At 72.2% G+C, this 20,312-nt stretch carries 21 protein-coding genes; 13 read left to right on the forward strand and 8 right to left on the reverse strand.

Annotated features, from left to right (window positions below):
- The first annotated feature begins 80 nt into the window (after positions 1 to 80).
- From ASF35_RS09845 to ASF35_RS09890, 10 genes are all read left to right on the forward strand, one after another.
- Entirely contained in the window at positions 81 to 1,274 is a 1,194-nt protein-coding gene (locus ASF35_RS09845) for an acyl-CoA dehydrogenase family protein (protein WP_055966574.1), read from the forward strand.
- A 16-nt stretch (positions 1,275 to 1,290) separates the two neighbouring features.
- Complete coding sequence (locus ASF35_RS09850) at positions 1,291 to 2,181, forward strand: alpha/beta hydrolase (protein WP_055966577.1); 891 nt, start codon at positions 1,291 to 1,293, stop codon at positions 2,179 to 2,181.
- A 74-nt stretch (positions 2,182 to 2,255) separates the two neighbouring features.
- Positions 2,256 to 4,850 (forward strand): DEAD/DEAH box helicase family protein, encoded by a 2,595-nt coding sequence (locus ASF35_RS09855; RefSeq protein ID WP_055966579.1) that lies wholly within the window; start codon positions 2,256 to 2,258, stop codon positions 4,848 to 4,850.
- A 53-nt stretch (positions 4,851 to 4,903) separates the two neighbouring features.
- Complete coding sequence (locus tag ASF35_RS09860; RefSeq protein WP_055966582.1) at positions 4,904 to 5,398, forward strand: general stress protein; 495 nt, start codon at positions 4,904 to 4,906, stop codon at positions 5,396 to 5,398.
- Positions 5,399 to 5,468: 70 nt separating this feature from the next.
- Positions 5,469 to 6,512: a MaoC family dehydratase gene (locus ASF35_RS09865; RefSeq protein WP_055966584.1), complete on the forward strand. Its 1,044-nt coding sequence runs from the start codon at positions 5,469 to 5,471 to the stop codon at positions 6,510 to 6,512.
- Complete coding sequence (locus ASF35_RS09870) at positions 6,512 to 7,084, forward strand: histidine phosphatase family protein (RefSeq protein ID WP_055966587.1); 573 nt, start codon at positions 6,512 to 6,514, stop codon at positions 7,082 to 7,084. The genes ASF35_RS09865 and ASF35_RS09870 overlap by 1 nt, the downstream gene beginning before the upstream one ends.
- Positions 7,085 to 7,094: 10 nt before the next feature.
- Positions 7,095 to 7,919 (forward strand): PHP domain-containing protein, encoded by an 825-nt coding sequence (locus ASF35_RS09875; protein WP_055966590.1) that lies wholly within the window; start codon positions 7,095 to 7,097, stop codon positions 7,917 to 7,919.
- A 335-nt stretch (positions 7,920 to 8,254) separates the two neighbouring features.
- Positions 8,255 to 8,950 (forward strand): hypothetical protein, encoded by a 696-nt coding sequence (locus tag ASF35_RS09880; protein ID WP_082495465.1) that lies wholly within the window; start codon positions 8,255 to 8,257, stop codon positions 8,948 to 8,950.
- Positions 8,947 to 9,705: a DUF4166 domain-containing protein gene (locus ASF35_RS09885; protein WP_082495466.1), complete on the forward strand. Its 759-nt coding sequence runs from the start codon at positions 8,947 to 8,949 to the stop codon at positions 9,703 to 9,705. Before ASF35_RS09880 ends, ASF35_RS09885 begins: the two co-directional genes overlap by 4 nt.
- A gap of 63 nt (positions 9,706 to 9,768) precedes the next feature.
- Entirely contained in the window at positions 9,769 to 10,407 is a 639-nt protein-coding gene (locus ASF35_RS09890; protein ID WP_082481854.1) for a TetR/AcrR family transcriptional regulator, read from the forward strand.
- Between the two features lie 7 nt (positions 10,408 to 10,414).
- Here the strand turns inward: ASF35_RS09890 and ASF35_RS09895 are convergent, their stop codons facing one another.
- From ASF35_RS09895 to ASF35_RS09910, 4 genes are read right to left on the reverse strand one after another with little or no spacing between them, the layout of a single operon-like run.
- Positions 10,415 to 11,131 (reverse strand): FAD-binding oxidoreductase, encoded by a 717-nt coding sequence (locus tag ASF35_RS09895; RefSeq protein ID WP_235499137.1) that lies wholly within the window; start codon positions 11,129 to 11,131, stop codon positions 10,415 to 10,417.
- Positions 11,128 to 11,748, reverse strand: a complete 621-nt coding sequence (locus ASF35_RS09900; protein WP_055966596.1) for a sulfite oxidase-like oxidoreductase — start codon at positions 11,746 to 11,748, stop codon at positions 11,128 to 11,130. Before ASF35_RS09900 ends, ASF35_RS09895 begins: the two co-directional genes overlap by 4 nt.
- Entirely contained in the window at positions 11,745 to 12,590 is an 846-nt protein-coding gene (locus ASF35_RS09905) for an alpha/beta fold hydrolase (protein WP_055966599.1), read from the reverse strand. Before ASF35_RS09905 ends, ASF35_RS09900 begins: the two co-directional genes overlap by 4 nt.
- Complete coding sequence (locus tag ASF35_RS09910; protein WP_055966602.1) at positions 12,587 to 13,342, reverse strand: SDR family oxidoreductase; 756 nt, start codon at positions 13,340 to 13,342, stop codon at positions 12,587 to 12,589. Before ASF35_RS09910 ends, ASF35_RS09905 begins: the two co-directional genes overlap by 4 nt.
- Before the next feature lie 74 nt (positions 13,343 to 13,416).
- Here ASF35_RS09910 and ASF35_RS09915 point away from each other — a divergent pair, with 74 nt between their 5' ends.
- Positions 13,417 to 14,166 (forward strand): ParA family protein, encoded by a 750-nt coding sequence (locus ASF35_RS09915; protein ID WP_055966605.1) that lies wholly within the window; start codon positions 13,417 to 13,419, stop codon positions 14,164 to 14,166.
- 63 nt (positions 14,167 to 14,229) lie between these two features.
- Here ASF35_RS09915 and ASF35_RS09920 read toward each other — a convergent pair whose 3' ends face one another.
- A complete protein-coding gene (locus ASF35_RS09920) occupies positions 14,230 to 15,792 on the reverse strand; it encodes a DEAD/DEAH box helicase (protein ID WP_369797010.1) in 1,563 nt (520 codons plus the stop codon).
- A gap of 182 nt (positions 15,793 to 15,974) precedes the next feature.
- Between ASF35_RS09920 and ASF35_RS09925 the strand changes: the two genes are divergently transcribed.
- Positions 15,975 to 16,703, forward strand: a complete 729-nt coding sequence (locus tag ASF35_RS09925) for a ferritin-like fold-containing protein (protein ID WP_055966608.1) — start codon at positions 15,975 to 15,977, stop codon at positions 16,701 to 16,703.
- Positions 16,704 to 16,715: 12 nt separating this feature from the next.
- Here the strand turns inward: ASF35_RS09925 and ASF35_RS09930 are convergent, their stop codons facing one another.
- The 3 genes from ASF35_RS09930 to ASF35_RS09940 all read right to left on the reverse strand — a co-directional run bounded on the left by ASF35_RS09930 (position 16,716) and on the right by ASF35_RS09940 (position 18,326).
- A complete protein-coding gene (locus ASF35_RS09930) occupies positions 16,716 to 17,360 on the reverse strand; it encodes a DUF2461 domain-containing protein (protein ID WP_055966611.1) in 645 nt (214 codons plus the stop codon).
- 16 nt (positions 17,361 to 17,376) lie between these two features.
- Entirely contained in the window at positions 17,377 to 17,616 is a 240-nt protein-coding gene (locus ASF35_RS09935) for a DUF3107 domain-containing protein (RefSeq protein WP_055966615.1), read from the reverse strand.
- Between the two features lie 77 nt (positions 17,617 to 17,693).
- Positions 17,694 to 18,326, reverse strand: coding sequence for a TetR/AcrR family transcriptional regulator (locus tag ASF35_RS09940; protein ID WP_055966618.1), 633 nt, complete (start codon positions 18,324 to 18,326; stop codon positions 17,694 to 17,696).
- Between the two features lie 181 nt (positions 18,327 to 18,507).
- Here ASF35_RS09940 and moeZ point away from each other — a divergent pair, with 181 nt between their 5' ends.
- Positions 18,508 to 19,680: an adenylyltransferase/sulfurtransferase MoeZ gene (moeZ, locus tag ASF35_RS09945; RefSeq protein WP_055966622.1), complete on the forward strand. Its 1,173-nt coding sequence runs from the start codon at positions 18,508 to 18,510 to the stop codon at positions 19,678 to 19,680.
- Positions 19,681 to 20,312: the final 632 nt, after the last annotated feature.

A 20,312-nucleotide genomic window follows, 5' to 3' on the forward strand; every position in this document is an offset into this window, starting at 1 on the left:
GGGTCACCCGAGGTCGGGCGGTGCGCGACGTTACCGATCGGTATGGTCAGGACGTCACCCCACCAGACTCAGGAGCACGCATGGGACGTCTTGCCAGCACCGAGGGCCTCACCGAGGAGCAGACCGCGATCCTCTCGACGATCCGCGAGTTCGTCGACGAGAAGATCATCCCCGTCGCCCAGGAGCTCGAGCACGCCGACGAGTACCCGACCGAGATCATCGAGGGACTCAAGGAGCTCGGCGTCTTCGGCCTGACGATCCCCGAGGAGTACGACGGGCTGGGGGAGTCGCTGCTGACGTACGCGCTCGTGGTCGAGGAGATCGCCCGCGGCTGGATGAGCGTCTCGGGCGTCATCAACACCCACTTCATCGTCGCCTACCTGCTGATCCAGCACGGCACGGAGGAGCAGAAGAAGAAGTACCTGCCGAAGATGGCCACCGGCGAGGTCCGCGGCGCGTTCAGCATGTCCGAGCCGGGCCTGGGGTCCGACGTCTCGGCGATCTCGACCAAGGCCACGAAGGCCGACGACGGCTCGTACTCGATCACCGGCCAGAAGATGTGGCTGACCAACGGCGGCACGTCCACGCTCGTGGCGACGTTGTGCAAGACCGACGAGGGTGCGGACTCGGTCTACAAGAACATGACCACGTTCCTGGTCGAGAAGGAGCCGGGCTTCGGCGAGACGGCCCAGGGCGTCACGGTGCCCGGCAAGATCGCGAAGATGGGCTACAAGGGCGTCGAGACGACCGAGCTGATCCTCGAGGACCACAAGATCTCGGCCGACCAGATCCTCGGCGGCGAGCCCGGCAAGGGCTTCTTCCAGATGATGGACGGTGTCGAGGTCGGGCGCGTCAACGTCGCCGCCCGCGCCTGCGGCCTCGCGATCCGGGGCTTCGAGCTCGCGATCGCCTACGCCCAGCAGCGCAAGACCTTCGGCAAGCAGATCGCCGACCACCAGGCCGTGCTGTTCCGCCTGGCCGAGATGGCCACCAAGGTCGAGACGATCCACGCCATGATGGTCCGCTCGGCCCGCCTGAAGGACACCGGCAAGCGCATGGACGTCGAGGCCGGCATGGCCAAGATGCTTGCCAGCGAGTACGCCAACGAGGTCGTCGAGGACTCCTTCCGCATCCACGGCGGCTACGGCTACTCCAAGGAGTACGAGATCGAGCGCCTCATGCGCGAGGTCAAGTTCATGCTGATCGGCGAGGGCACGTCCGACATCCAGAAGATGATCATCGGCCGGGCGCTCCTCAAGGACTACAAGCTCTGACCGGGGCGACGGACCGATGACGCAGCGCGAGGACGTCACGTTCACGTCGCACGGGACGTCCTGCGCGGCCTGGGTGTACCGACCCGCCGGCGACCCCGGCCGTCCGGTGGTCGTCATGGCCCACGGCCTGGGCGGCGTGCGGGAGATGCGGCTCGACGCGTTCGCCGAGCGCTTCGCCGAGGCGGGATACGTGTGCCTGGTGTTCGACTACCGGCACTTCGGTGCGAGCGGCGGCGAGCCGCGCCAGCTGCTCTCGGTCCGGCGTCAACGCCAGGACTGGGCGGCGGCGGTCGCGTTCGCGCGGACGCTGCCGGGCGTCGACCCCGACCGGGTCGTGCTGTGGGGGTCCTCGTTCTCCGGTGGGCACGTCATCGCCGTGGGCGCGCAGGATCCGCGCCTGGCTGCCGTGGTGTCGCAGTGCCCGTACACCGACGGCCTGGCGTCGAGCCTCGCTGTGCGCCCGCTGACGTCCCTGCGGGTCACGGCCAGGGCGCTTCGCGACCTGGTCGGCTCGTGGTTCCGTCGTCCCCCTCGGACCATCCCCCTCGCGGGGGAGCCGGGCACCGTCGCCCTCATGACCGCGCCGGACGCCGTTCCCGGCTACCTCGCGCTGGTCGAGGACGGCTCGACCTTCCGCAACGAGGTCGCGGCGCGCGTGGCCCTCTCGATCGCCACCGGGCGCCCCGGGGCCCGTGCCCGCCGTCTTGGCTGTCCGGCCCTCTTCGTGGTCTGCGAGCGCGACACGGTGGCGCCGGCGAGGGCCACGCTGCGGCACGTCGCACGCGCGCCGCACGGCGAGGTGGTGCGCCGCGACACCGGCCACTTCGACATCTACGTGGGCGAGGAGTTCGAGACGACGGTGCGCGACGAGCTGGCGTTCCTGGGTCGTCACGTGCCCGTGGCCTGAGCGGTCGGGCGAGGGGGCGGCCCGGCTCCTACGCTGGCAGATCGCGACCACCTTCCCGACCCGCAGAGGACGCCATGCCCGACCCCTTCGTCCTGCGGCGCTTCCAGGCCGAGGCCCTGGCCGCGGTGGAGCGGGCGCGGGCGGCCGGTCGACGTCGGTACTGGGTGTCGCTCCCGCCCGGGGCCGGCAAGACGGTCCTCGGCACCGAGCTGGTGGCCGCACGCCTCGCCGAGGAGGGCCGGCGCGCCGTCGTCCTCGTTCCCAACACCGCCATCCAGGCACAGTGGATCGCCACCTGGGGGCGGTACGGACGAGGGCCCGCGAGTGCCGAGCGGGACCTCACGGCCGACGTCACGGTGCTCACCTACCAGTCGCTCGCCTCGTTCTCGCCCGACGAGGGCGAGGACGAGGACGGGGACGAGGGCAGTCTCGTCGACCGCCTGCACGACAACGGACGGGCGCTCGTCGCCGCGCTGCGGGACGCCGGACCCCTCACGGTGCTGCTCGACGAGTGCCACCACCTGCTCGAGGTCTGGGGAGCCCTGCTCCGCGAGGTGCTCGACCCCCTGGAGGACGTGCTCGTGCTCGGCCTCACGGCCACCCCGCCCGGCGTCCTGAGCCGTCGCCAGGCCGAGCAGGTCGACGAGCTGTTCGGTGACGTGGTCTACCAGGCGTCGATCCCTGCGGCCGTCCGCGAGGGTGTCCTCGCACCGTTCGCGGAGCTGGCCTGGCTGACCCGCCCCTCGGACGAGGAGGAGACGTGGCTCGCGTCCTCGGCGACGAGGTTCGCCGAGCTGACCACCGAGCTGCTGAGCCCCGGGTACGGGTCCGTGCCCCTGCTGGTCTGGTTCGACCGGAGGATCGGGGAGCTCCCCGTCCCGTGGGCCCTTCTCGAGCGCGACGAGCCCGAGCTGGCGACCTCGGTGCTGCGACTCGTCGCCGCCGGGCTGCTCGACCTGCCCGAGGGTGCGGTGCTGCGCGAGCAGCACCGCACCGACCTGACGGCCGACGACTGGGCGCGGCTCGTCGACGACTGGGTGCGTGGCTGCCTGGCCCGCAGCGAGCTCGACCAGGACCGCTCGGTCATCGAGGACCTGCGCAAGGCGATGCCGGGGATCGGGTTCCGGGTCACCCGCCGCGGGGTGAGCGGGGCCGGGTCCGCGGTGGACCGCGTGCTGTCGCGCAGTGCCAACAAGATGCGCGCCGCGGCCGAGGTGCTGCTGGCCGAGCGGTCCGCCCTCGGCGACCGGTTGCGGGCCGTGGTGGTGTGCGACCACGAGCGCGCCTCACCGACGTCGTCGCTCGTGCTGCGCGACGCGCCGGCCGAGCACGGTTCGGCGCTGGAGGTCATGGACGCCCTGCTCGACGCGGGCTTCGAGCCGGTGCTGCTCACCGGGCGCACCGTCGCGGCCGGCGCGGAGCACGCTGGCCGGCTGGCCGAGGTGCTCCGTGGGCTGGACCCGGGCCTCGACCTGGCCACGGAGCCGCTGCCCGGCCTCGAGGGCCGGTTCCACCGGCTGGTGGGCGCGTGGTCGAGCCGACGGTGGGTGCCGCTCGTGACCCGTGCCTTCCAGGCGGGGCACTGCGACGTGCTCGTGGGCACCCGAGCGTTGCTCGGCGAGGGGTGGGACGCACCCCGGGTCTCGACCCTCGTCGACCTGTCGACGGCGTCGACCACGTCGGCCGTGACGCAGACCCGGGGCCGCGCCCTGCGCGTCGACCCGACGTGGCCCGGCAAGGTCGCCACGACGTGGAGCGTGGTCTGCGTGGCACCCGACCACCCCGGTGGTGACTCCGACTGGCGCCGCTTCGTCCGCAAGCACGACGGCTACTTCGGCGTGGACGACGACGGCCAGGTCGTCTCCGGGGTCGCCCACGTGGACGCACGGTTCTCGCCGTTCGCGCCGCCGGAGACCGACCTCTTCCCGGTGGTCACCTTGGACATGGCCCAGCGGACGGCCGAGCGCGACGTGATCCGCGCACGCTGGCGGGTGGGGGAGGCGTACCGCGACGAGGTGCGGCGAGCCATCCGGGTCCGGGAGGAGGGGCCGTCGAGGGAGACCGAGCCACCGCGGACCGTGGACGCCCCCACGCCGCCCTGGGCGCGGATGGGCGAGGCAGGTGTCGTCGGGACCGGTCGGTCAGCGCGGTGGTCGCCGTGGGACGCGGCGCGGGAGGCGTCGCGTGACCCCGGGCTCGCCGCGCATGCGTGGGTGGTGGCCGACGCCATGGCGTCCGCCGGGCTCGGCGGCCCCGGTGCGGTCGGGGTGCGGGCCGTGGTCGACGCCACGGGCACCTACCGGTTCGAGCTCGACGCGGACGCGTCGACGTCGTCGCTGTTCGTCGACCTGGTCGAGGAGCTCCTGGGTCCGGTCGTCGCCCCACGGTGGCTCATTGCGCGGCACCAGGCACCCTCGCCGACCGCCGGGGCCGGCTGGCGGGTGCTGCTCGGCCGCGCCCGTCCCGTCGCCCGGACCTGGTTCGGGGTCCCCGCCGAGCTCGGCCGCAACGCCGGACGTCGGCGAGCGTTCGAGCAGGCCTGGGCGCGGTGGTTCGGCCCGTCGACCGTGGTCGCGGCCGGCTCGGACGTCGGGACGGCCGCCCTGGTCTCGGCGTACGGCACCACGCCGCTCGACGTGGTGACGTTGCTGCGCTCGAGCTGGTCGTGACCACCAGACGGCGACCACGGGGCGCGCGGTGGGCCGCGGCCTAGACTGACCGCATGCCTCCCGTGAACCAGGGACTCTTCTCGCTCGAGTTCCCCCAGTCGCTCGGTGTCTACGACGACTACGCCACCGCCCAGAAGGTCGTCGACCACCTCTCCGACAAGGAGTTCCCGGTCCAGAACCTGCTGGTGGTCGGCACCGACCTCAAGCAGGTCGAGCGGGTGACCGGGCGGTTGACGACCAGCCGCGTCGCCGGCGCCGGAGCGGCCTCCGGCGGTTGGCTGGGTGTGCTCGTGGGCCTCCTGCTCGGCATCTTCAGCGAGGAGAGCACGTGGCTGCAGACCGTCGTCGGCGGTCTCGGCATCGGGATCGTCTTCGGCGTCGTGTGGGCCCTGCTCGGCTACGCGGCCACCCGGGGCCGGAGGGACTTCAGCTCGGTCAGCAGCGTCGTCGCCACCAAGTACGAGGTGATGGTCGAGCACAAGCACCGGGCCAAGGCGCAGGAGCTCATCGCCGACCTCCCGGGTGCCCGCCCCAACCCGTTCGTCTGACCCACCGCGGCACGAGCGCCGCGACGTCCCACGTCTCGTCGAGGCCGACGGGACGCGAACCAGGAGAGCCATGACCAAGACCAACCCCGGCAACTTCTTCGAGGACTTCAGCGTCGGGCAGGTGATCGAGCACGCCACCCCGCGGACGATCACCGACGGCGACCGCGCCCTCTACGGTGCGATCTACCCGACGCGGTTCGCGATCCCGTCGTCGGCGGAGTTCGCCGCCTCGGTCGGCCTGGCTCCGCACCCGGTCGAGGACCTCGTCGCCTTCCACGTGGCCTTCGGCAAGACGGTCCCCGACGTCTCGCTCAACGCCGTGGCGAACCTCGGGTACGCCGAGTGCCGGTTCCATCGGCCCGTGGTCACCGGCGACACGCTGCGGACCAGCTCGGAGGTCATCGGCCTCAAGCAGAACTCCAACGGTCGCACCGGTGTCGTCTACGTGCGGTCCACGGCCACCAACCAGCGGGGCGAGGTCGCGCTCGACTGGGTGCGCTGGGTCATGGTGCACAAGCGGGACGCTGACGCGCCGGCCCCCGAGACGGTCGTCCCGGCAGTGGCCGACGCCGTCGCCCCCGACGACCTGGTGCTCCCGGCCGGGCTCGACCTCACCCACTACGACACGTCGGCCGCCGGCGAGCCGCACCGCTTCGACGACTACACGGTGGGCGAGACGATCGACCACGTCGACGGCGTGACCCTGAGCGAGGCCGAGCACATGATGGCCACGCGCCTGTGGCAGAACACCGCCAAGGTCCACTTCAACACCGAGGCCCGCCCCGACGGCAAGCGGCTCGTCTACGGCGGGCACGTGATCTCGATGGCCCGTGCGCTCTCGTTCAACGGGCTCGCCAACGCGCAGCTGGTGGCGGCGATCAACGCCGGCTCCCACGTGGCCCCGGCGTTCGCGGGTGACACCGTGTACGCGTGGTCGGAGGTGCTCGACAAGGCCACGCCCGCCGCCTGGGAGGGGACGGGTGTCGGAGCCCTCCGCCTGCGCCTGGTGGCGACGAAGGGCCGCGACGAGAGCACCACCCTGCGCGGCGAGGACGGGAAGTACGCCGACGGCGTGCTGCTCGACCTCGACCTGTGGGTCCTGGTCCCGCGCTGATGGGCGCCACGCTCTTCCTCGTCCGGCACGGGGAGACCGAGTGGAGCGCCGTCGGCAAGCACACGGGCACGACGGACCTGCCGCTCACTCCTGCAGGCGAGGCCACGGCACGAGCCCTGGCCCCGGTCCTGGCGGACGAGCACTTCGACCTCGTGCTCACGAGCCCTCGTCTGCGGGCGCGCCGCACGGCAGCGCTCGCCGGGTTCGGCGAGGCCACGGTCGAGGGTGACCTGGCGGAGTGGGACTACGGCGACTACGAGGGGCTGACCACGCCGCAGATCCGCGAGCAGGTGCCGGGCTGGACCATCTGGAGCCACCCCGTGCCGGGCGGGGAGAGCGCCGATGACGTGGCTGGACGTCTCGACCGCGTGGTGGCGCGGGTGCGGGCCACCGAGGGGCGTGCCCTGGTCTTCGCCCACGGGCACAGCCTGCGGGTGCTCGCCGCACGCTGGCTGGGCCTGCCGGTGCCGGACGGTCGGATCTTCGACCTCGACACCGCCACCTACTCCGTGCTGGGCGACGACCGGGGCCAGCCGGTGGTCCAGCGCTGGAACGTCACGGCCACGCCCTAGTCTGGCCATCGTGAGGATCGATCTCCACACCCACTCCCACCGCTCGGACGGCACGGACTCGCCCACGGAGCTGGTGCGGAACGCCGCGCAGGCCGGGCTCGACGTCGTCGCGCTGACCGACCACGACGCGACCACCGGATGGCAGGAGGCGCTCGCGGCCGGCGACGGTCTCGACGTCGTCGTGGTCCCCGGCATCGAGATCTCGACGACGTTCCAGGGCGAGAGCGTGCACCTGCTGGGCTACGGCTTCGACCCGGACCACCCCCCGCTGGTGGAGGAGCTGCACCGGGTGCTCGACGGCCGCGACCAGAGGCTCCCGCGGATCCTGGCCAGGCTGGCCGAGCACGGCATCGAGATCACCGAGGCCGACGTCGCGCTGCAGTCGGGGTCGGCTGCGGCCTCGGGGCGTCCCCACGTGGCCGACGCGATGGTCGCCAAGGGCTACATCGGCCACCGTGACGAGGCGTTCCAGGGGTGGCTGAACAGTCGCGGGAAGGCGTACGTCGGGCGCTACGCCGCGCCGCTGCTCGAGACGATCAGGCTGCTGAAGGCGGCCGGCGGCAGCGCCGTCGTGGCGCACCCGTGGTCGCGGGGGAGCGACCGCGTGCTCACGTCGGCCGCGTTCGAGGAGCTCGCCGCGGCGGGCTTGGACGGCATCGAGGCCGACCACGTCGACCACGACGAGTGGTCGCGTCGCGGTCTGCGCGACATCGCCAGGGGTCTGGACCTCGTGGTCACCGGCTCCAGCGACTACCACGGCACGGGCAAGAGCTCGGCCTTCCACCTCGGCGCCAACCTCACCGACCCCGCGGAGTACGAGCGCCTGCTGGGCTGAGCCCTTCGACCTCCTCCGCCGGACGCAGGACGCTGCGTTCGGGTCGGGGTCCGGACACGAACGCAGCATCGTTCGGACCGGCGCTCACCAAGGCAGAAGGCTGCGCGCCTTGCGCCCCGCGGCCCGCGAGCTCGGTCGAGCCCGGCGGCCCGCTCCGGTCGAGGCCCTTTCGGAGGTCGGCGCCGCTCGGGGTCGCGGCGACGCAGCAGCGAGCACGCGCACCCGCCGCCGAGCCTGCACAGCGCACGGTCGGGCGCAGCATCACGGCCACTTGAGCATCTGCTCAAAATGTGTCATCGTTGTCTTGAGCGACTGCTCAAGACCCAGGAGGAACGATGACCCCACCCCGCACTCCACGCCACGGCATCCACGTGGCCGTGGTGACCCGCTCCGACGTCGATCGCCTGTGGGCGCTCACGCAGGACCCGGCGCAGCACTCGCGGTGGGACGTGCGCTTCGGCCGCATCGAGCCGACGGTGCCGGGGGAGTTCACCTATCGGCGGTTCGGGGTCCGTGGCACCGGGACGCACGCGGGGGAGCGACGCTCCGCCGACGGTGGCGCGACGTCGGCCCTCACCTTCGCGTGCCCGAACCCGCTGTCGCCGATCGTGGTCGGGTCCGGCTACTGGCGGTACCGCCCGCTGCTCGGGGACCACGGACCCGCCGGCACGTCGTTCGAGACCGGCTACGACTACCGGGCGCGCGGCGGCAGCGTCGACCGCGTCTTCCGCCCCCTCATGGCCTGGGGCACGGCATGGTCCTTCGACAGGCTGCGGCTCTGGGCCGATCGCGGGATCGCACCCGAGGTCTCGGCGGCCGTCGCGCTGCTCGACATCGGCGCCCGCCTCGCCCTGGTTACGCTCGTCGGCCTCCTGGGCCTGTCCTTGGGAGCCGTGCCCGCCCTCGTCGCCACCCTGGTCGGCGGTGCGCTCGCCTGGGCCGCTCCGCCGCTGCCGTGGCGACCGTCCGCCCGCCGCACGACCTGGTCCTGGCACCCGGCCACGACCCGGACCGAGGAGGTCCTCGCATGACCGTCACGCGGCTCCGGCCCGTCGCCGCCACCCCGGCGCCGGCGACCAGTCCGGACGTCTCGATCTTCGCCCGCGCCATGGGGTCGGACTTCCACCGGCTGCACCCGCGCATGCAGGAGCGGTTCGGCGTGAACGCGAGCGACCGACGGGCGTGCGTGGGGCGCGGCGTCATGGACGAGGTGTGGCGCGGACGGCCGGTCGTGGCCCCGTTCCTGCGCCTCGGAGCCCGCCGGAACCTGCTCTTCCCCGAGACCGGCCGCGGCATCCCCTTCACGATCGAGAACTACCCCTACCTCGACGACCACGGTCGCGAGACGGTCACGTTCGTCCGCACGTTCGAGGTGGCACCGGGACGGCGTCGACGCTTCGACGCCACGATGGTGCTCGACTCCTCGCGGGGCCCAGGGCGCGACGTCGTCGTCGACTACCTCGGGACCCACCAGCACGTCGCGGCCGACCTCGCCCTCGCGGTGGACGACGCCGTGCCGGGTGGGGGCGGTCTGCGCATCGAGAGCTCGGTGATGCGGCTGCACGAGGGCCCGGTGAGCCTGCGGATGCACCCGCTCGTGTGCGGCCGCGCGGTGGTGCGTGAGCACTGGGACGAGAGCGAGCAGTGCTACCGCATCCGGGTGGAGGTGCGCCACGACGTGGTCGGTCCGGTGTTCGGCTACCACGGCCGCTTCACGACCACGTTCGTCGACGCCTCGACCGTCCCGGCTGCCGTGCGCCCGTACCGCGAGCAGACCCGGGTGTGAACCGTCGTCGGGGGCGCGCGGCGCGGCGCCGACCCGGGCGTCGCTCGCCGATAGGCTCGTGACGTGAGCGACGACCCCCGCACGCTGCAGACGCGTCGACGCCTCGTCGACGCCACGATGCAGACGATCCGTGAGCAGGGGATCGCGAAGCTGTCGGCGCGCACGATCGCGACGACCGGCGGGGTCAACCAGGCGCTGGTGTTCTACCACTTCGGCACCGTCGACGGGCTCGTCGCCGAGGCGTGCCGGGTCACGACCGCCGAGCGGGTCGACCGCTACCGCGACGCGTTGGCCACCGTGACCAGCTTCGGCGCGCTCCTCGACGTCGCCGACCGGGTCCGGGCCGACGAGCGTGAGGCGGGCAACGTCGCGGTGCTGGCGCAGGTGCTCGCCGCCTCGCACGGGAACCCGGCGCTCGCGGCAGCGGCCGGCGAGGCCATCGGACTGTGGTCGGCTGCCGTTCGCCCCGCGCTGCAGCGCCTGCTGGAGACGTCGCCCGTCGGCGAGCTCTTCGACGCCGACGTGCTCACGGACCTCGCGTCGTCGGCGTTCGTCGGCATCGAGCTGATGGAGCCGACGCGGACCCACGACGCCGCGGCGGTCGAGGACCCCCTCGCGCGCCTGCGTCCCGTGGCCGAGCTGCTCGACGGGCTCGGACCGATCGCCCGACGCGCCGTCCGCAGCGTGCTGCGCGGTCGCTAGGGACGGTCTAGCCCGTCTCGCCGAACTGCTCGACGCGGATCGCGTCGGCGGGGAAGGCCTGCTCCTGCAGCAGGCGGGTCGCATAGCCGACGAAGCCGACGGACCCGCACACGTACGCCGCCTCGACGCCGTCGAGAAGCGGCGCCACCTCGTCCGGGTACGGGGGAGCAGCCACGCGCGACCCCAGGTTCTCGCGCGTGAGCGCCACGAACGCCCCCGAGGCGCGGAGCTCGTCGGCGTAGGGCAGCACGGCGAGGGACTTCGCCACCACGACGACCCGCAACGCCTCCGCAGCACCGGTGCCGATCGCGTGGCGCAGCATCGAGACCATCGGCACCACCCCGGAGCCGCCCGCGAACGCCAGGGCCGGCGTGGAGCCCTCCCACGTGAACCAGCGGCCGATCGGTCCCCGCACCTCGAACGTGTCGCCCACGCGCACGTCGTCGTGCAGGAAGCCCGAGACCTCGCCGTCGTCCATCCGCTCGACCATGAGCTCCACGAGCGGGTCACCCGGCGCCGAGGCCGTCGAGTAGCTCCGCTGCGCGGTGTAGCCGTCCTCGGCGCGCAGGCGCACGACGTAGTGCTGCCCGGCGCGATGAGAGGCCGGCTCCGGCAGCTCCAGGCGCAGCCGGACGAAGCCCTGGGTCGGATGGTCCACCGTGCGCACGGTCGCCAGCTGCCAGCCGGTCACGTCGCCCGACACCGAGGGTGTCTCGGCCGTCACGGATCGCCCTGGTAGCGCTGCTCGCGCCACGGGTCGCCACGGTCGTGGTAGCCGCCGCGCTCCCAGAAGCCCGGTTCGTCGTGGTCGAGCAGCTCGAGGCGGGTCAGCCACTTGGCGGACTTCCAGAAGTACAGGTGCGGGACGAGCAGCCGCACCGGTCCGCCGTGCTCCGGGGTGAGAGGAGAGCCGTCTGCGTCCCAGACCACCCAGGCGCGGTCCGCGCGCACGTCGTCGAGCGGGAGGTTCGTCGTGTAGCCGGTGCGCGAGTGCGCCACCACGTGCGTGGCGCCGGTGGCGACCCCGCACACGTCGAGGAGGGTCTCGACGCTCACCCCGGTGAACGGGGTGTCGAACCGCGACCAGGTCGTCACGCAGTGGATGTCGACCGTCGTCGTCGCGTGCGGCAGGGCCCGTAGTGCGGCCCAGTCCCACGTGTGCGACTCCAGCACGGCTCCGTCGACCGTGAGCTCCCAGCGGTCCCGGTCGACGGCGGGGGTCGGCTCGGCCGACAGCACCGGCCACAGCCGCCCGGTGTCGTACTGCCCGGGAGGGAGGCGGTCGGACTGCGCGGGGCGCCGGCGTCCCACGAATCCACGCGTGACGGGCTCGTCGGTCATGACGTCTCCTCCAGGAAGGGCAGCCACGCGGCCGCCAGGCCGACGGGGTTCTCGACGGCAGGGGAGTGGTCGGCACCGGCCACCACGTGGACGGTGGTGCCGAGCCGGGCTGCCATGTCGTCCTGCACAGCATGCGGCCACGCGTCGTCACCCGCACCACGACCCACCCACACCGGCAGGCCGGTGGCGGCCACGTCGGCGACGCGGTCCGGGGCGTCGACCAGGTGCTGGGTGAACGCCCGCAGGCCCGCTCGGGAGTTCCGCTCGAAGCGGTCGAGGAGGAACGCCTCGACGGCCGGCGGGTTCACGCCCAGCGCGGGGCCCTTCAGCGCACGGAACACCTCGGCCATCGTGGCCGAGCCGTCCAGCTCGGCCACGAGACGCTCGAGGGGACGTCCGGGTGTGGATCCCAGCGCGGCGGGTCCGGTGCACAGCAGGCTCAGGCTCGTCCAGGCGCGCACGTGGTCCGCCGCGGCGGTCTGCGCCACCAGGCCGCCGAAGGAGTGGCCCAGCAGGTGCGACGGGCCGGACGAGACCTCGGCGGCGAGCGCCGCTGCGTCGGCGGCCAGGCCCGCGAGGCTGAAGTCGTCCGCCTCGTCGGCCACGGTCTCGTACTGGCCGCGCTGGTCGTACGCCGTCGCGTCGAACCCGGCGTCGGCCAGCAGCGGCAGCATCGGCGTGAAGTCCTCCTTGCTGCCGGTCCACCCCGGGACCATCAGCACGTGCCCCCGCGTGCCGCTGCCGTCGGCTCGGACCCGGTGCACGGCGACCTCCCCGCGTGCGGTGCGGACGACGGACGCCTCGACCCCCGGCGGGAGCTCCAGCGTGCGGGGCGTGCTCATCGACCGCGCTTGGCGATCCGGGCGACGATCGAGGTGGGGGCGTACCGCGAGATCGTGGCGAGCACCTTGTAGCGCAGGCTCGGGACCGACAGCGACTTGCCCTTGTCGAGGTCCGACAGCGCCGCCTTCACGAGCTTGTCGGCGTTGAGCCACATCCACCGCGGGACGCCCGAGACGTCCATGTCCGCCCGCTGGTGGAACTCGGTGCGCACGAAGCCCGGGCACAGGGCCATGACGCGGACCCCGGCGTCGGCGTACTGCCAGTCCGCCCAGCGCGACAGGTTGACCAGCCAGACCTTGTGGGCCGAGTAGGTTCCGCGTGGCGTGAACGCGGCCACGCTCGAGACGTTGACGATCCTGCCCTGTCCCCGCCCCGCCATGGCCTTGATGGCCACGTCCATGAGGTGCATGGGGGCGCGCACGAGCAGGTCGAGCTGACGGTCCTCGTCGGCGATGTCGGTGGTGCCGAACCAGCCGGGCAGCGAGGCGCCGGCGTTGTTGACCAGCAGGTCCACGGGCGAGGTGCTGCTGGCGAGCGCGTCCTCGGCCGCGGAGAGGCCCTCGGGCGTGGTCAGGTCGGCCACGACGACGTCGGCCCGGACCCCGTGCTTCGTGCGGACCTCGGCGGCCACCTGCTCGAGCCGGTCGCCGTCGCGGGCGAGCAGCACGACGTCGTGGCCGCGAGCGGCGAGGGCACGGGTGAAGGCGAGGCCGATGCCTGCGGTGGCACCGGTGACGAGGGCTCGGGTCATACCGTCAGCATGCCACGTGACCACGGGTCAGGACGCTGGGGTCGCAGGGCCCCGACGGGTGGCATGATGACCCCGTGACGACGACGATCTCCGTGGTGAACCAGAAGGGTGGCGTCGGCAAGACGACCACCGTGGCATCGCTGGGCGCGGCGTTCGCCGAGCTCGGCAAACGAGTCCTCCTCGTCGACCTCGACCCGCAGGGCGGACTCACGTTCTCCCTCGGCATCGACCCCGAGGACCTCGACGTGACCGTCGGCGAGGTGCTCCTGGGCAAGGCCAAGCCGGCCGACGCCATCGTGGTCACCGAGGACGGCATGCACCTGCTTCCCAGCAACGTCACGGTGACGCAGGCCGAGGAGGCCCTGGTGAGCCGGACCGGCCGCGAGCAGCGGCTGCGGGTGGCGCTCGACAAGGTCGCCGACGACTACGACCTCGTCGTCATCGACTGCCCGCCCACTCTCGGCGTGCTCACGGTGGGCGCGCTGTCGGCGTCGCAGAAGGTCGTCATCCCGCTGCAGGCCGAGACCCTCTCGCACCGCGGCGTGCTGCAGCTGCTCGACACCGTCCACGACGTCAAGCAGTTCATCAACTCCGAGCTCGAGGTCGCCGGCGTGCTGCCCACGATGTTCGACGGCCGCACCAACCACGCCCGTGCCGTGCTCGCCTCCATCGAGGAGCAGTTCGAGCTGCCGGTGCTGAGCCCGCCGATCCCGAAGTCGATCCGGTTCGCCGAGGCTCCGGCCATCGGGCGGTCGATCCTCAGCGTGCACACGAACCACAAGGGGGCCGAGGCCTACCGCGAGGTGGCCAAGAGCCTGCTCTGACCGCTCGAGAACGCCGAAGGGGCCCCACGCCGTGCGTGGGGCCCCTTCGCGTCGGGTCGTGCGTCAGTCGGACGAGCGCGGCGCGGCGGCCGTCGCCTCGGTGCCGCCCTGGGCGCCGGAGCCCTGACCCTCGACGCGCTGGCCGCTGCGGGTGCGACGACGGCGACGGTTGCGGCTCGCGCCACCCTCCTTGCCCTCGCCACCCTGGCCGGTGTCGCCGGAGGCCGGGGCGTTCTGCACCGGTCGATCCTGGGCCGGACGGTTCTGGCCGGAACCGTTCTGCTGGCGATCGTCGGAGCGTCGGCGGTCCGAGCCGCGGTTGCGGTCCCCGCCCTGGCTGCGTCCACCCTGGCCGCGACCGCCCTGGCCGCCGCGACCACGGTCGCCGTCCTTGCGGGGCTCCTTGGGCGACGGCGGCTTGAGCCGGCCCTTGACCGAGCGGTCGATGCCCAGGTCGTGGAACAGGTGGTCCGACGTGGAGTACGTCTCCTGCGGCTCGGCGAACGGCAGGTCCAGCTCGGCGTTGATCAGCTTCCAGCGCGACAGGTCGGCCCAGTCGACGAAGGTGACGGCGATGCCCGAGGCGCCGGCGCGACCCGTGCGCCCGATGCGGTGCACGTACGTCTTGTGGTCCTCGGGGCAGTTGTAGTTGATGACGTGGCTGATGTTCGCCACGTCGATGCCGCGTGCGGCGACGTCGGTGGCCACGAGCACGTCGACCTTGTGGTCGCGGAAGCCCTGCAGCGCCTTCTCCCGGGCGCCCTGGGCCATGTCGCCGTGCAGGGGCGAAGCCGGGAAGCCGCGATCGATGAGGTCGTCGGCCACACGCTGGGCGGTGCGCTTGGTGCGGGTGAAGATGATGACGCGCTGGACGTCCTCGGCCTGCAGGATGCGGGCGATGACCTCGGCCTTGTCGAGCTCGTGCGCCTGCCACACGAACTGCGCGGTGGCGGGAACGGTGTCGTTCTCCTCCGGGGACTCCGCCCTGATGTTCATGGGGTGGCGCATGTGCTTGCGCGCGAGCGACACGATGGCGCCCGGCATGGTCGCCGAGAACAGCATCGTCTGGCGGGTCTCGGGCGTCTTGGCCAGGATCGACTCGACGTCGGGCAGGAAGCCGAGGTCGAGCATCTCGTCGGCCTCGTCGAGCACGAGCGACTTGACGTGCGAGAGGTCGAGCGCGCCGCGGTTGGCGAGGTCGAGGATGCGGCCGGGCGTGCCGACGACGATGTCGACGCCCTTCTCGAGCGCGTCGAGCTGGCCCTCGTAGGGGACGCCACCGTAGATGGTGATGTTGCGGGTACCGCGCTTGGCCGAGGCCGTCTTGAAGTCGTTGGCGACCTGGAGCGCGAGCTCTCGCGTCGGGGCCACGACCAGGGCCTGGGGCTTGCCGGGGGCTGCCAGCTGGTCGTAGTCGGCGTCGTGCGGCGCGACGGTGCGCTGGATGACCGGGATGGCGAACGCCAACGTCTTGCCGGTGCCGGTACGGGCCTGACCGATGAGGTCGGTGCCCATGAGGGCCACGGAGAGGGTCATCTCCTGGATGGGGAACGGGCTGCTGATGCCGACCGCGTCGAGCGCGTCGGCGATCTCGGGCATGACGCCCAGATCGGTGAACGTGGTCACAGGTACTCGTCTTCGTGAGGGAACAGAGAGGGATCTCGATACGTGTCGTGTGTCGGCGACGACAGTGCGTCCGAGACCTCACGACGGAGATACGGCCCCAAGGGCACGGCCAGTCTACCCGTCTCGGCCCCTGCGGCGGCACACAGGCGGCGGCGGGTCCCCAGCGCGCTACGCTGCGGCGCATGGCGAAGAACGCGAAGTCAGGCCGCTCGGGCCCCCCTCCGGAGGCCCCCGCGCCCTCGGCCCTGGACGATCCGGACTACCGCCGCGGCGTCGTGGAGCTGCTCGGCGTGCTCGCCTTCGGCGAGCTGAGCGCGTGCGAGCGACTCGTCGCCGACGCCCAGATGGCGCCCGACCTGAGCAGCAAGGTCGAGGTGGCCACGATGGCCGCGGCGGAGTTCGACCACTTCGAGGTCCTGCGCGACCGCCTCGTCGAGATGGGCGAGGACCCGTTCGCCGCGATGGAGCCGTTCGAGGCCACGTTCGGTGACTTCCACCGCAAGACGCGTCCGGCCGACTTCGTCGAGGGCCTCGTGAAGGCCTACGTCGGCGACGGGCTCGCCGCCGACTTCTACCGCGAGATCGCCGCCTACCTCGACCCGGTGACGCGCGAGATCGTGGTCGACACGCTCAGCGGCACCGGGCACTCGGAGTTCGTCGTCGACCAGGTGCGCGCCGCGATCGAGGCCGACCCCCGGGTCGGCGGCCGCCTCGCGCTCTGGGGACGTCGGCTCATGGGGGAGGCCCTGCGCCAAGCCCAGACGCTCGTCGCCGAGCGCGACGCGCTGAGCGCCGTGCTCGTCGGCGGCATCGAGACGCCCGGGCTGGACCTCACCGCGATCTCGCGCATGTTCACCCGGATCACCGAGGCGCACACCGAACGCATGGCGCGCCTCGGCCTGGCCGCCTGAGCGGACGACCGCTCAGCCGCGGACGTGGGTGAGGATCCAGTCGAGGAACGTCCGTCCGGCGCGCCAGTCCTCGCGCACGTGCTCGAGCAGCTCGGCGGTGTGCACGTACGGCTCGAAGCCGTGGTCGCGCCCGAGGGTGAGCGTGCGGTGGCGCAGCAGGTCGATGCGCGGGTGGTCGGCCGACCAGCCGCGCGGCGCGGTCTTGACGGCGTCGCCGCCGACCGTCCAGCCCCGGCCCTCCAGTCGCGCGACGATGTGCTGGAGCCCGGTCCCGAAGGTCTCGTGGTCGACGGCCTCGCGGAACGAGGCGAGCCGTGCGGGCGTGGCGTGGTAGAACCCGACTCCGGTGCGCACACCGGGCGCGCCGACCTGGACGTAGTACCCGGTCGCGGGCGCCACGGGCACGAACGCACCCTGGTGCGTCTTGTAGGGAGTCTTGTCGTTCGAGAACCGCACGTCGCGGAACGGGCGGAAGATCTTCGCGCTCTCGCCGTCAGGGACGAACTCGTCGGCCAGCTCGGCCATGAGCGCGGTCATGGGCTGCTTGACCGCCGCGTCGTAGACGTGGCGGTGCTCCTCCCAGAACGCCTTCGTGTTGTCGACCTCGAGGTCGTCGTAGAAGTCGAGCGCCGCGACGGGGAAGCCTTCGAAGCTCATGCGCGCCCCCGGTCCGTCAGGTGGTCTCCTGCGTGACCGCACCGAAGCCGACCTTGCGGCCGGTGTCGGCGGTGAAGTACAGGTAGGCGACCTTATCGGCCGGGACCGCGACGGTGCGGTCCTTCTCGTCGGTGAGGCTGAAGACCGTCTCGTCCTTCAGGGCGGTGTCGAGCTTGGCGAGCACCGACTCGGGCGCCTCGTCGGTCTCGACGGACAGCTCGCGGGCGGCGTTCTGCACGCCGATCTTGACCTCCATGGTCGGTCCTCTCGTGATGTCTGGTGTGGTGCGGGTGTGGTGCCGGACGAGGTGGGGCCCGAGTGGGCCGTGCCGCGTCAGGCGGGGTCGTTGGTCTCTCGGGGGAAGCCGCCGATGCCGCGCCAGGCGAGCCCGGCGACGAGCCGCACGGCGTCCTCCTGGGACAGTGCCGACGACTCCGAGAGCCAGTTGCGGGCGCCGACGTGGCCCATGCCCACGAGGCTGACGGCGAGCAGGTACGCGGCCTCCTGCGGCAGGCCGGTGTCCTCGCGGATCACCTCGGCGATCGCGACGGCCGACTCGCGCACGACCCGGTCGACCTGCTCGCGGACGTCGGGGTCGTTGGTGAGGTCGGACTCGAACACGAGCCGGAAGGCGGCACCCTGGTCGGCGACGTACTGGTACCAGAGCTCCATCGTGGCCTCGACGCGACGACGGTTGTCCTGCGTGGAGGCGAGCGCCTGCTTGACCTCGTCGACAACCTCGTCGCACGAACTCTCGAGCAGGGCCAGGTAGAGGTCGAGCTTGCCGGGGAAGTGCTGGTACACGACCGGCTTGGACACTCCGGCACGCTCGGCGATCTCGTCCATCGACGCGGCGTGGTACCCCTGCTCGACGAAGACCTCGAGGGCGACCTCCAGGAGCTGGGCGCGTCGGGCGCGTCGCGGCAGTCGGCCGGCGCGCGGGCGCAGGGTGGGGGTCTCGCTCACCCGGTCAGCCTAGTGCCCCGTGCCACGCGGGCCCGTCGGGGCGCTCCGCGCGTCGCCGCGACGACGGCGCGTCCCAGGGGGCGGACGGCACCCTGCGGTCGACGTCGGCGGGGGAACAATGGAGGACACGCCCGGCGTTGAGCCGGGAGTACCCCCATCACCGTCCCTGCGAGGAGCAGCCGTGGTCGCCCCCATCGTGGAACCCGCCGACGAACTCACCATCGACGAGGTCCGCCGCTACAGCCGGCACCTGATCATCCCCGACGTCGGGATGGACGGGCAGAAGCGGCTCAAGAACGCCAAGGTGCTGGTCATCGGAGCCGGCGGTCTCGGCAGCCCTGCCCTGCTCTACCTGGCCGCTGCCGGCGTCGGCACGCTCGGCATCATCGACGACGACGTGGTCGACGAGTCGAACCTGCAGCGTCAGGTGATCCACGGCCAGTCCGACATCGACCGGCCCAAGGCCGTGAGTGCCGCGGAGTCGGTGGCCGAGGTCAACCCGTACGTGAAGACCGTCGTGCACCAGGAGCGGCTCGACACCGACAACGTGCTCGACATCTTCGCCCAGTACGACCTGATCGTCGACGGCACCGACAACTTCGCCACGCGCTACCTGGTCAACGACGCCGCGGTCATCCTCGGCAAGCCCTACGTGTGGGGGTCGATCTACCGCTTCGAGGGCCAGGTGTCGGTGTTCTGGGCCCAGGAGGGTCCGCAGTACCGCGACCTCTACCCCGAGCCGCCGCCGCCGGGCATGGTCCCGTCGTGCGCCGAGGGCGGAGTGCTCGGAGTCCTGTGCGCGTCGATCGGCTCGATCATGGTCACCGAGGCCATCAAGCTGATCACCGGCATCGGCGACCCGCTCATCGGTCGCCTCATGGTCTACGACGCGCTCGAGATGCGGTACACGACGCTCAAGGTCCAGCGCGACCCGAACGGCGTGCTGCCCACCGAGCTGCTGAGCGACTACGAGGCGTTCTGCGGTGCGATCAGCGACGAGGCGGCCGATGCGGCAGCGGACTCGACGATCTCCGTGGGCACGCTCGACGGCTGGCTGAAGGAGCGCGCCGACGGTGGCCGCGACTTCGTGCTCGTCGACGTGCGCGAGCCGGTCGAGCGCGACATCAACCACATCCCGGGCTCGGTCCTCATCCCGAAGGGGGACTTCCTCAACGGCAAGGCGTTCTCCGAGCTGCCCGACGACAAGCAGGTCGTGCTCCACTGCAAGTCAGGCGTGCGGTCGGCCGAGGCGCTGGCCGTGCTGAAGGGTGCCGGCTACAAGGATGCGGTGCACGTCGGCGGCGGCGTCGTGGCCTGGGTCAACCAGATCGACCCGAGCCAGCCGACCTACTGACCTGCTGGACCCGTGGCGAAGCCGCGGGGCGGGCGCCTTCGGGTGCTCGCCTCGCGGCTTCGTCGCGTCGGGGGGCCCGACGCCGGCGTCGGGTAGGTGCGGGCGGCTTCGAGCGGGTCCGGTGCTGCGCTGCTGGGGCTTCCAGTGGCGTCGGTGCTGCGCCTCTACGGCTTCGAGTGGAGTCGGTCTCCGAGAGGGCCTCGACCGCAGCGGTGGGTCTCGACCCGGTTGGGTCTGCGGGGCGCGGCCACGATTCTCCCTCTGCGCGGGATCCACGCACGGTTCTTCCTTCGCGTGGACCGTGCCACGCGAAGGAAGCATCGTGGCGACGAAAAGGGGCCCGTACGGGCAGGGATTCTCCCTTCTCGTGGACCGTCCGACGCAAAAGGAGAATCCCTGCCCATCCGACGCGCGAACCGGCCCCGCGGACGCAAGATTCTGCCTTCGCGCGCAGAACCCCGAACGATGCTGCGTTCACGACGGGATCCGACCACGAACGCAGCATCCTTAGACCCCTCACGCACGAACGCAGAACCTTGCGTCCCCCCGAGCCGCGCTCCGAGAGCCCGACCCGAGCCCGGACCCATCCGCCGGTCGAGGCCCTTTCGGAGCGCACGTCGACTCGCAGCCAC

This window comes from Aeromicrobium sp. Leaf291 (assembly GCF_001423365.1).
In the GTDB taxonomy this organism is placed as follows: Bacteria; Actinomycetota; Actinomycetes; order Propionibacteriales; family Nocardioidaceae; genus Aeromicrobium.

Excerpts from the sequence above, each read along its gene's own strand:
- ASF35_RS09845 (WP_055966574.1), top strand. The coding sequence starts at position 81 with ATGGGACGTCTTGCCAGCACCGAGGGCCTCACCGAGGAGCAGACCGCG.
- ASF35_RS09850 (WP_055966577.1), top strand. The coding sequence starts at position 1,291 with ATGACGCAGCGCGAGGACGTCACGTTCACGTCGCACGGGACGTCCTGC.
- ASF35_RS09855 (WP_055966579.1), top strand. The coding sequence starts at position 2,256 with ATGCCCGACCCCTTCGTCCTGCGGCGCTTCCAGGCCGAGGCCCTGGCC.
- ASF35_RS09860 (WP_055966582.1), top strand. The coding sequence starts at position 4,904 with ATGCCTCCCGTGAACCAGGGACTCTTCTCGCTCGAGTTCCCCCAGTCG.
- ASF35_RS09865 (WP_055966584.1), top strand. The coding sequence starts at position 5,469 with ATGACCAAGACCAACCCCGGCAACTTCTTCGAGGACTTCAGCGTCGGG.
- ASF35_RS09870 (WP_055966587.1), top strand. The coding sequence starts at position 6,512 with ATGGGCGCCACGCTCTTCCTCGTCCGGCACGGGGAGACCGAGTGGAGC.
- ASF35_RS09880 (WP_082495465.1), top strand. The coding sequence starts at position 8,255 with ATGACCCCACCCCGCACTCCACGCCACGGCATCCACGTGGCCGTGGTG.
- ASF35_RS09885 (WP_082495466.1), top strand. The coding sequence starts at position 8,947 with ATGACCGTCACGCGGCTCCGGCCCGTCGCCGCCACCCCGGCGCCGGCG.
- ASF35_RS09900 (WP_055966596.1), bottom strand. The coding sequence starts at position 11,748 with ATGACCGACGAGCCCGTCACGCGTGGATTCGTGGGACGCCGGCGCCCC.
- ASF35_RS09905 (WP_055966599.1), bottom strand. The coding sequence starts at position 12,590 with ATGAGCACGCCCCGCACGCTGGAGCTCCCGCCGGGGGTCGAGGCGTCC.
- ASF35_RS09910 (WP_055966602.1), bottom strand. The coding sequence starts at position 13,342 with ATGACCCGAGCCCTCGTCACCGGTGCCACCGCAGGCATCGGCCTCGCC.
- ASF35_RS09925 (WP_055966608.1), top strand. The coding sequence starts at position 15,975 with ATGGCGAAGAACGCGAAGTCAGGCCGCTCGGGCCCCCCTCCGGAGGCC.
- ASF35_RS09930 (WP_055966611.1), bottom strand. The coding sequence starts at position 17,360 with ATGAGCTTCGAAGGCTTCCCCGTCGCGGCGCTCGACTTCTACGACGAC.
- ASF35_RS09935 (WP_055966615.1), bottom strand. The coding sequence starts at position 17,616 with ATGGAGGTCAAGATCGGCGTGCAGAACGCCGCCCGCGAGCTGTCCGTC.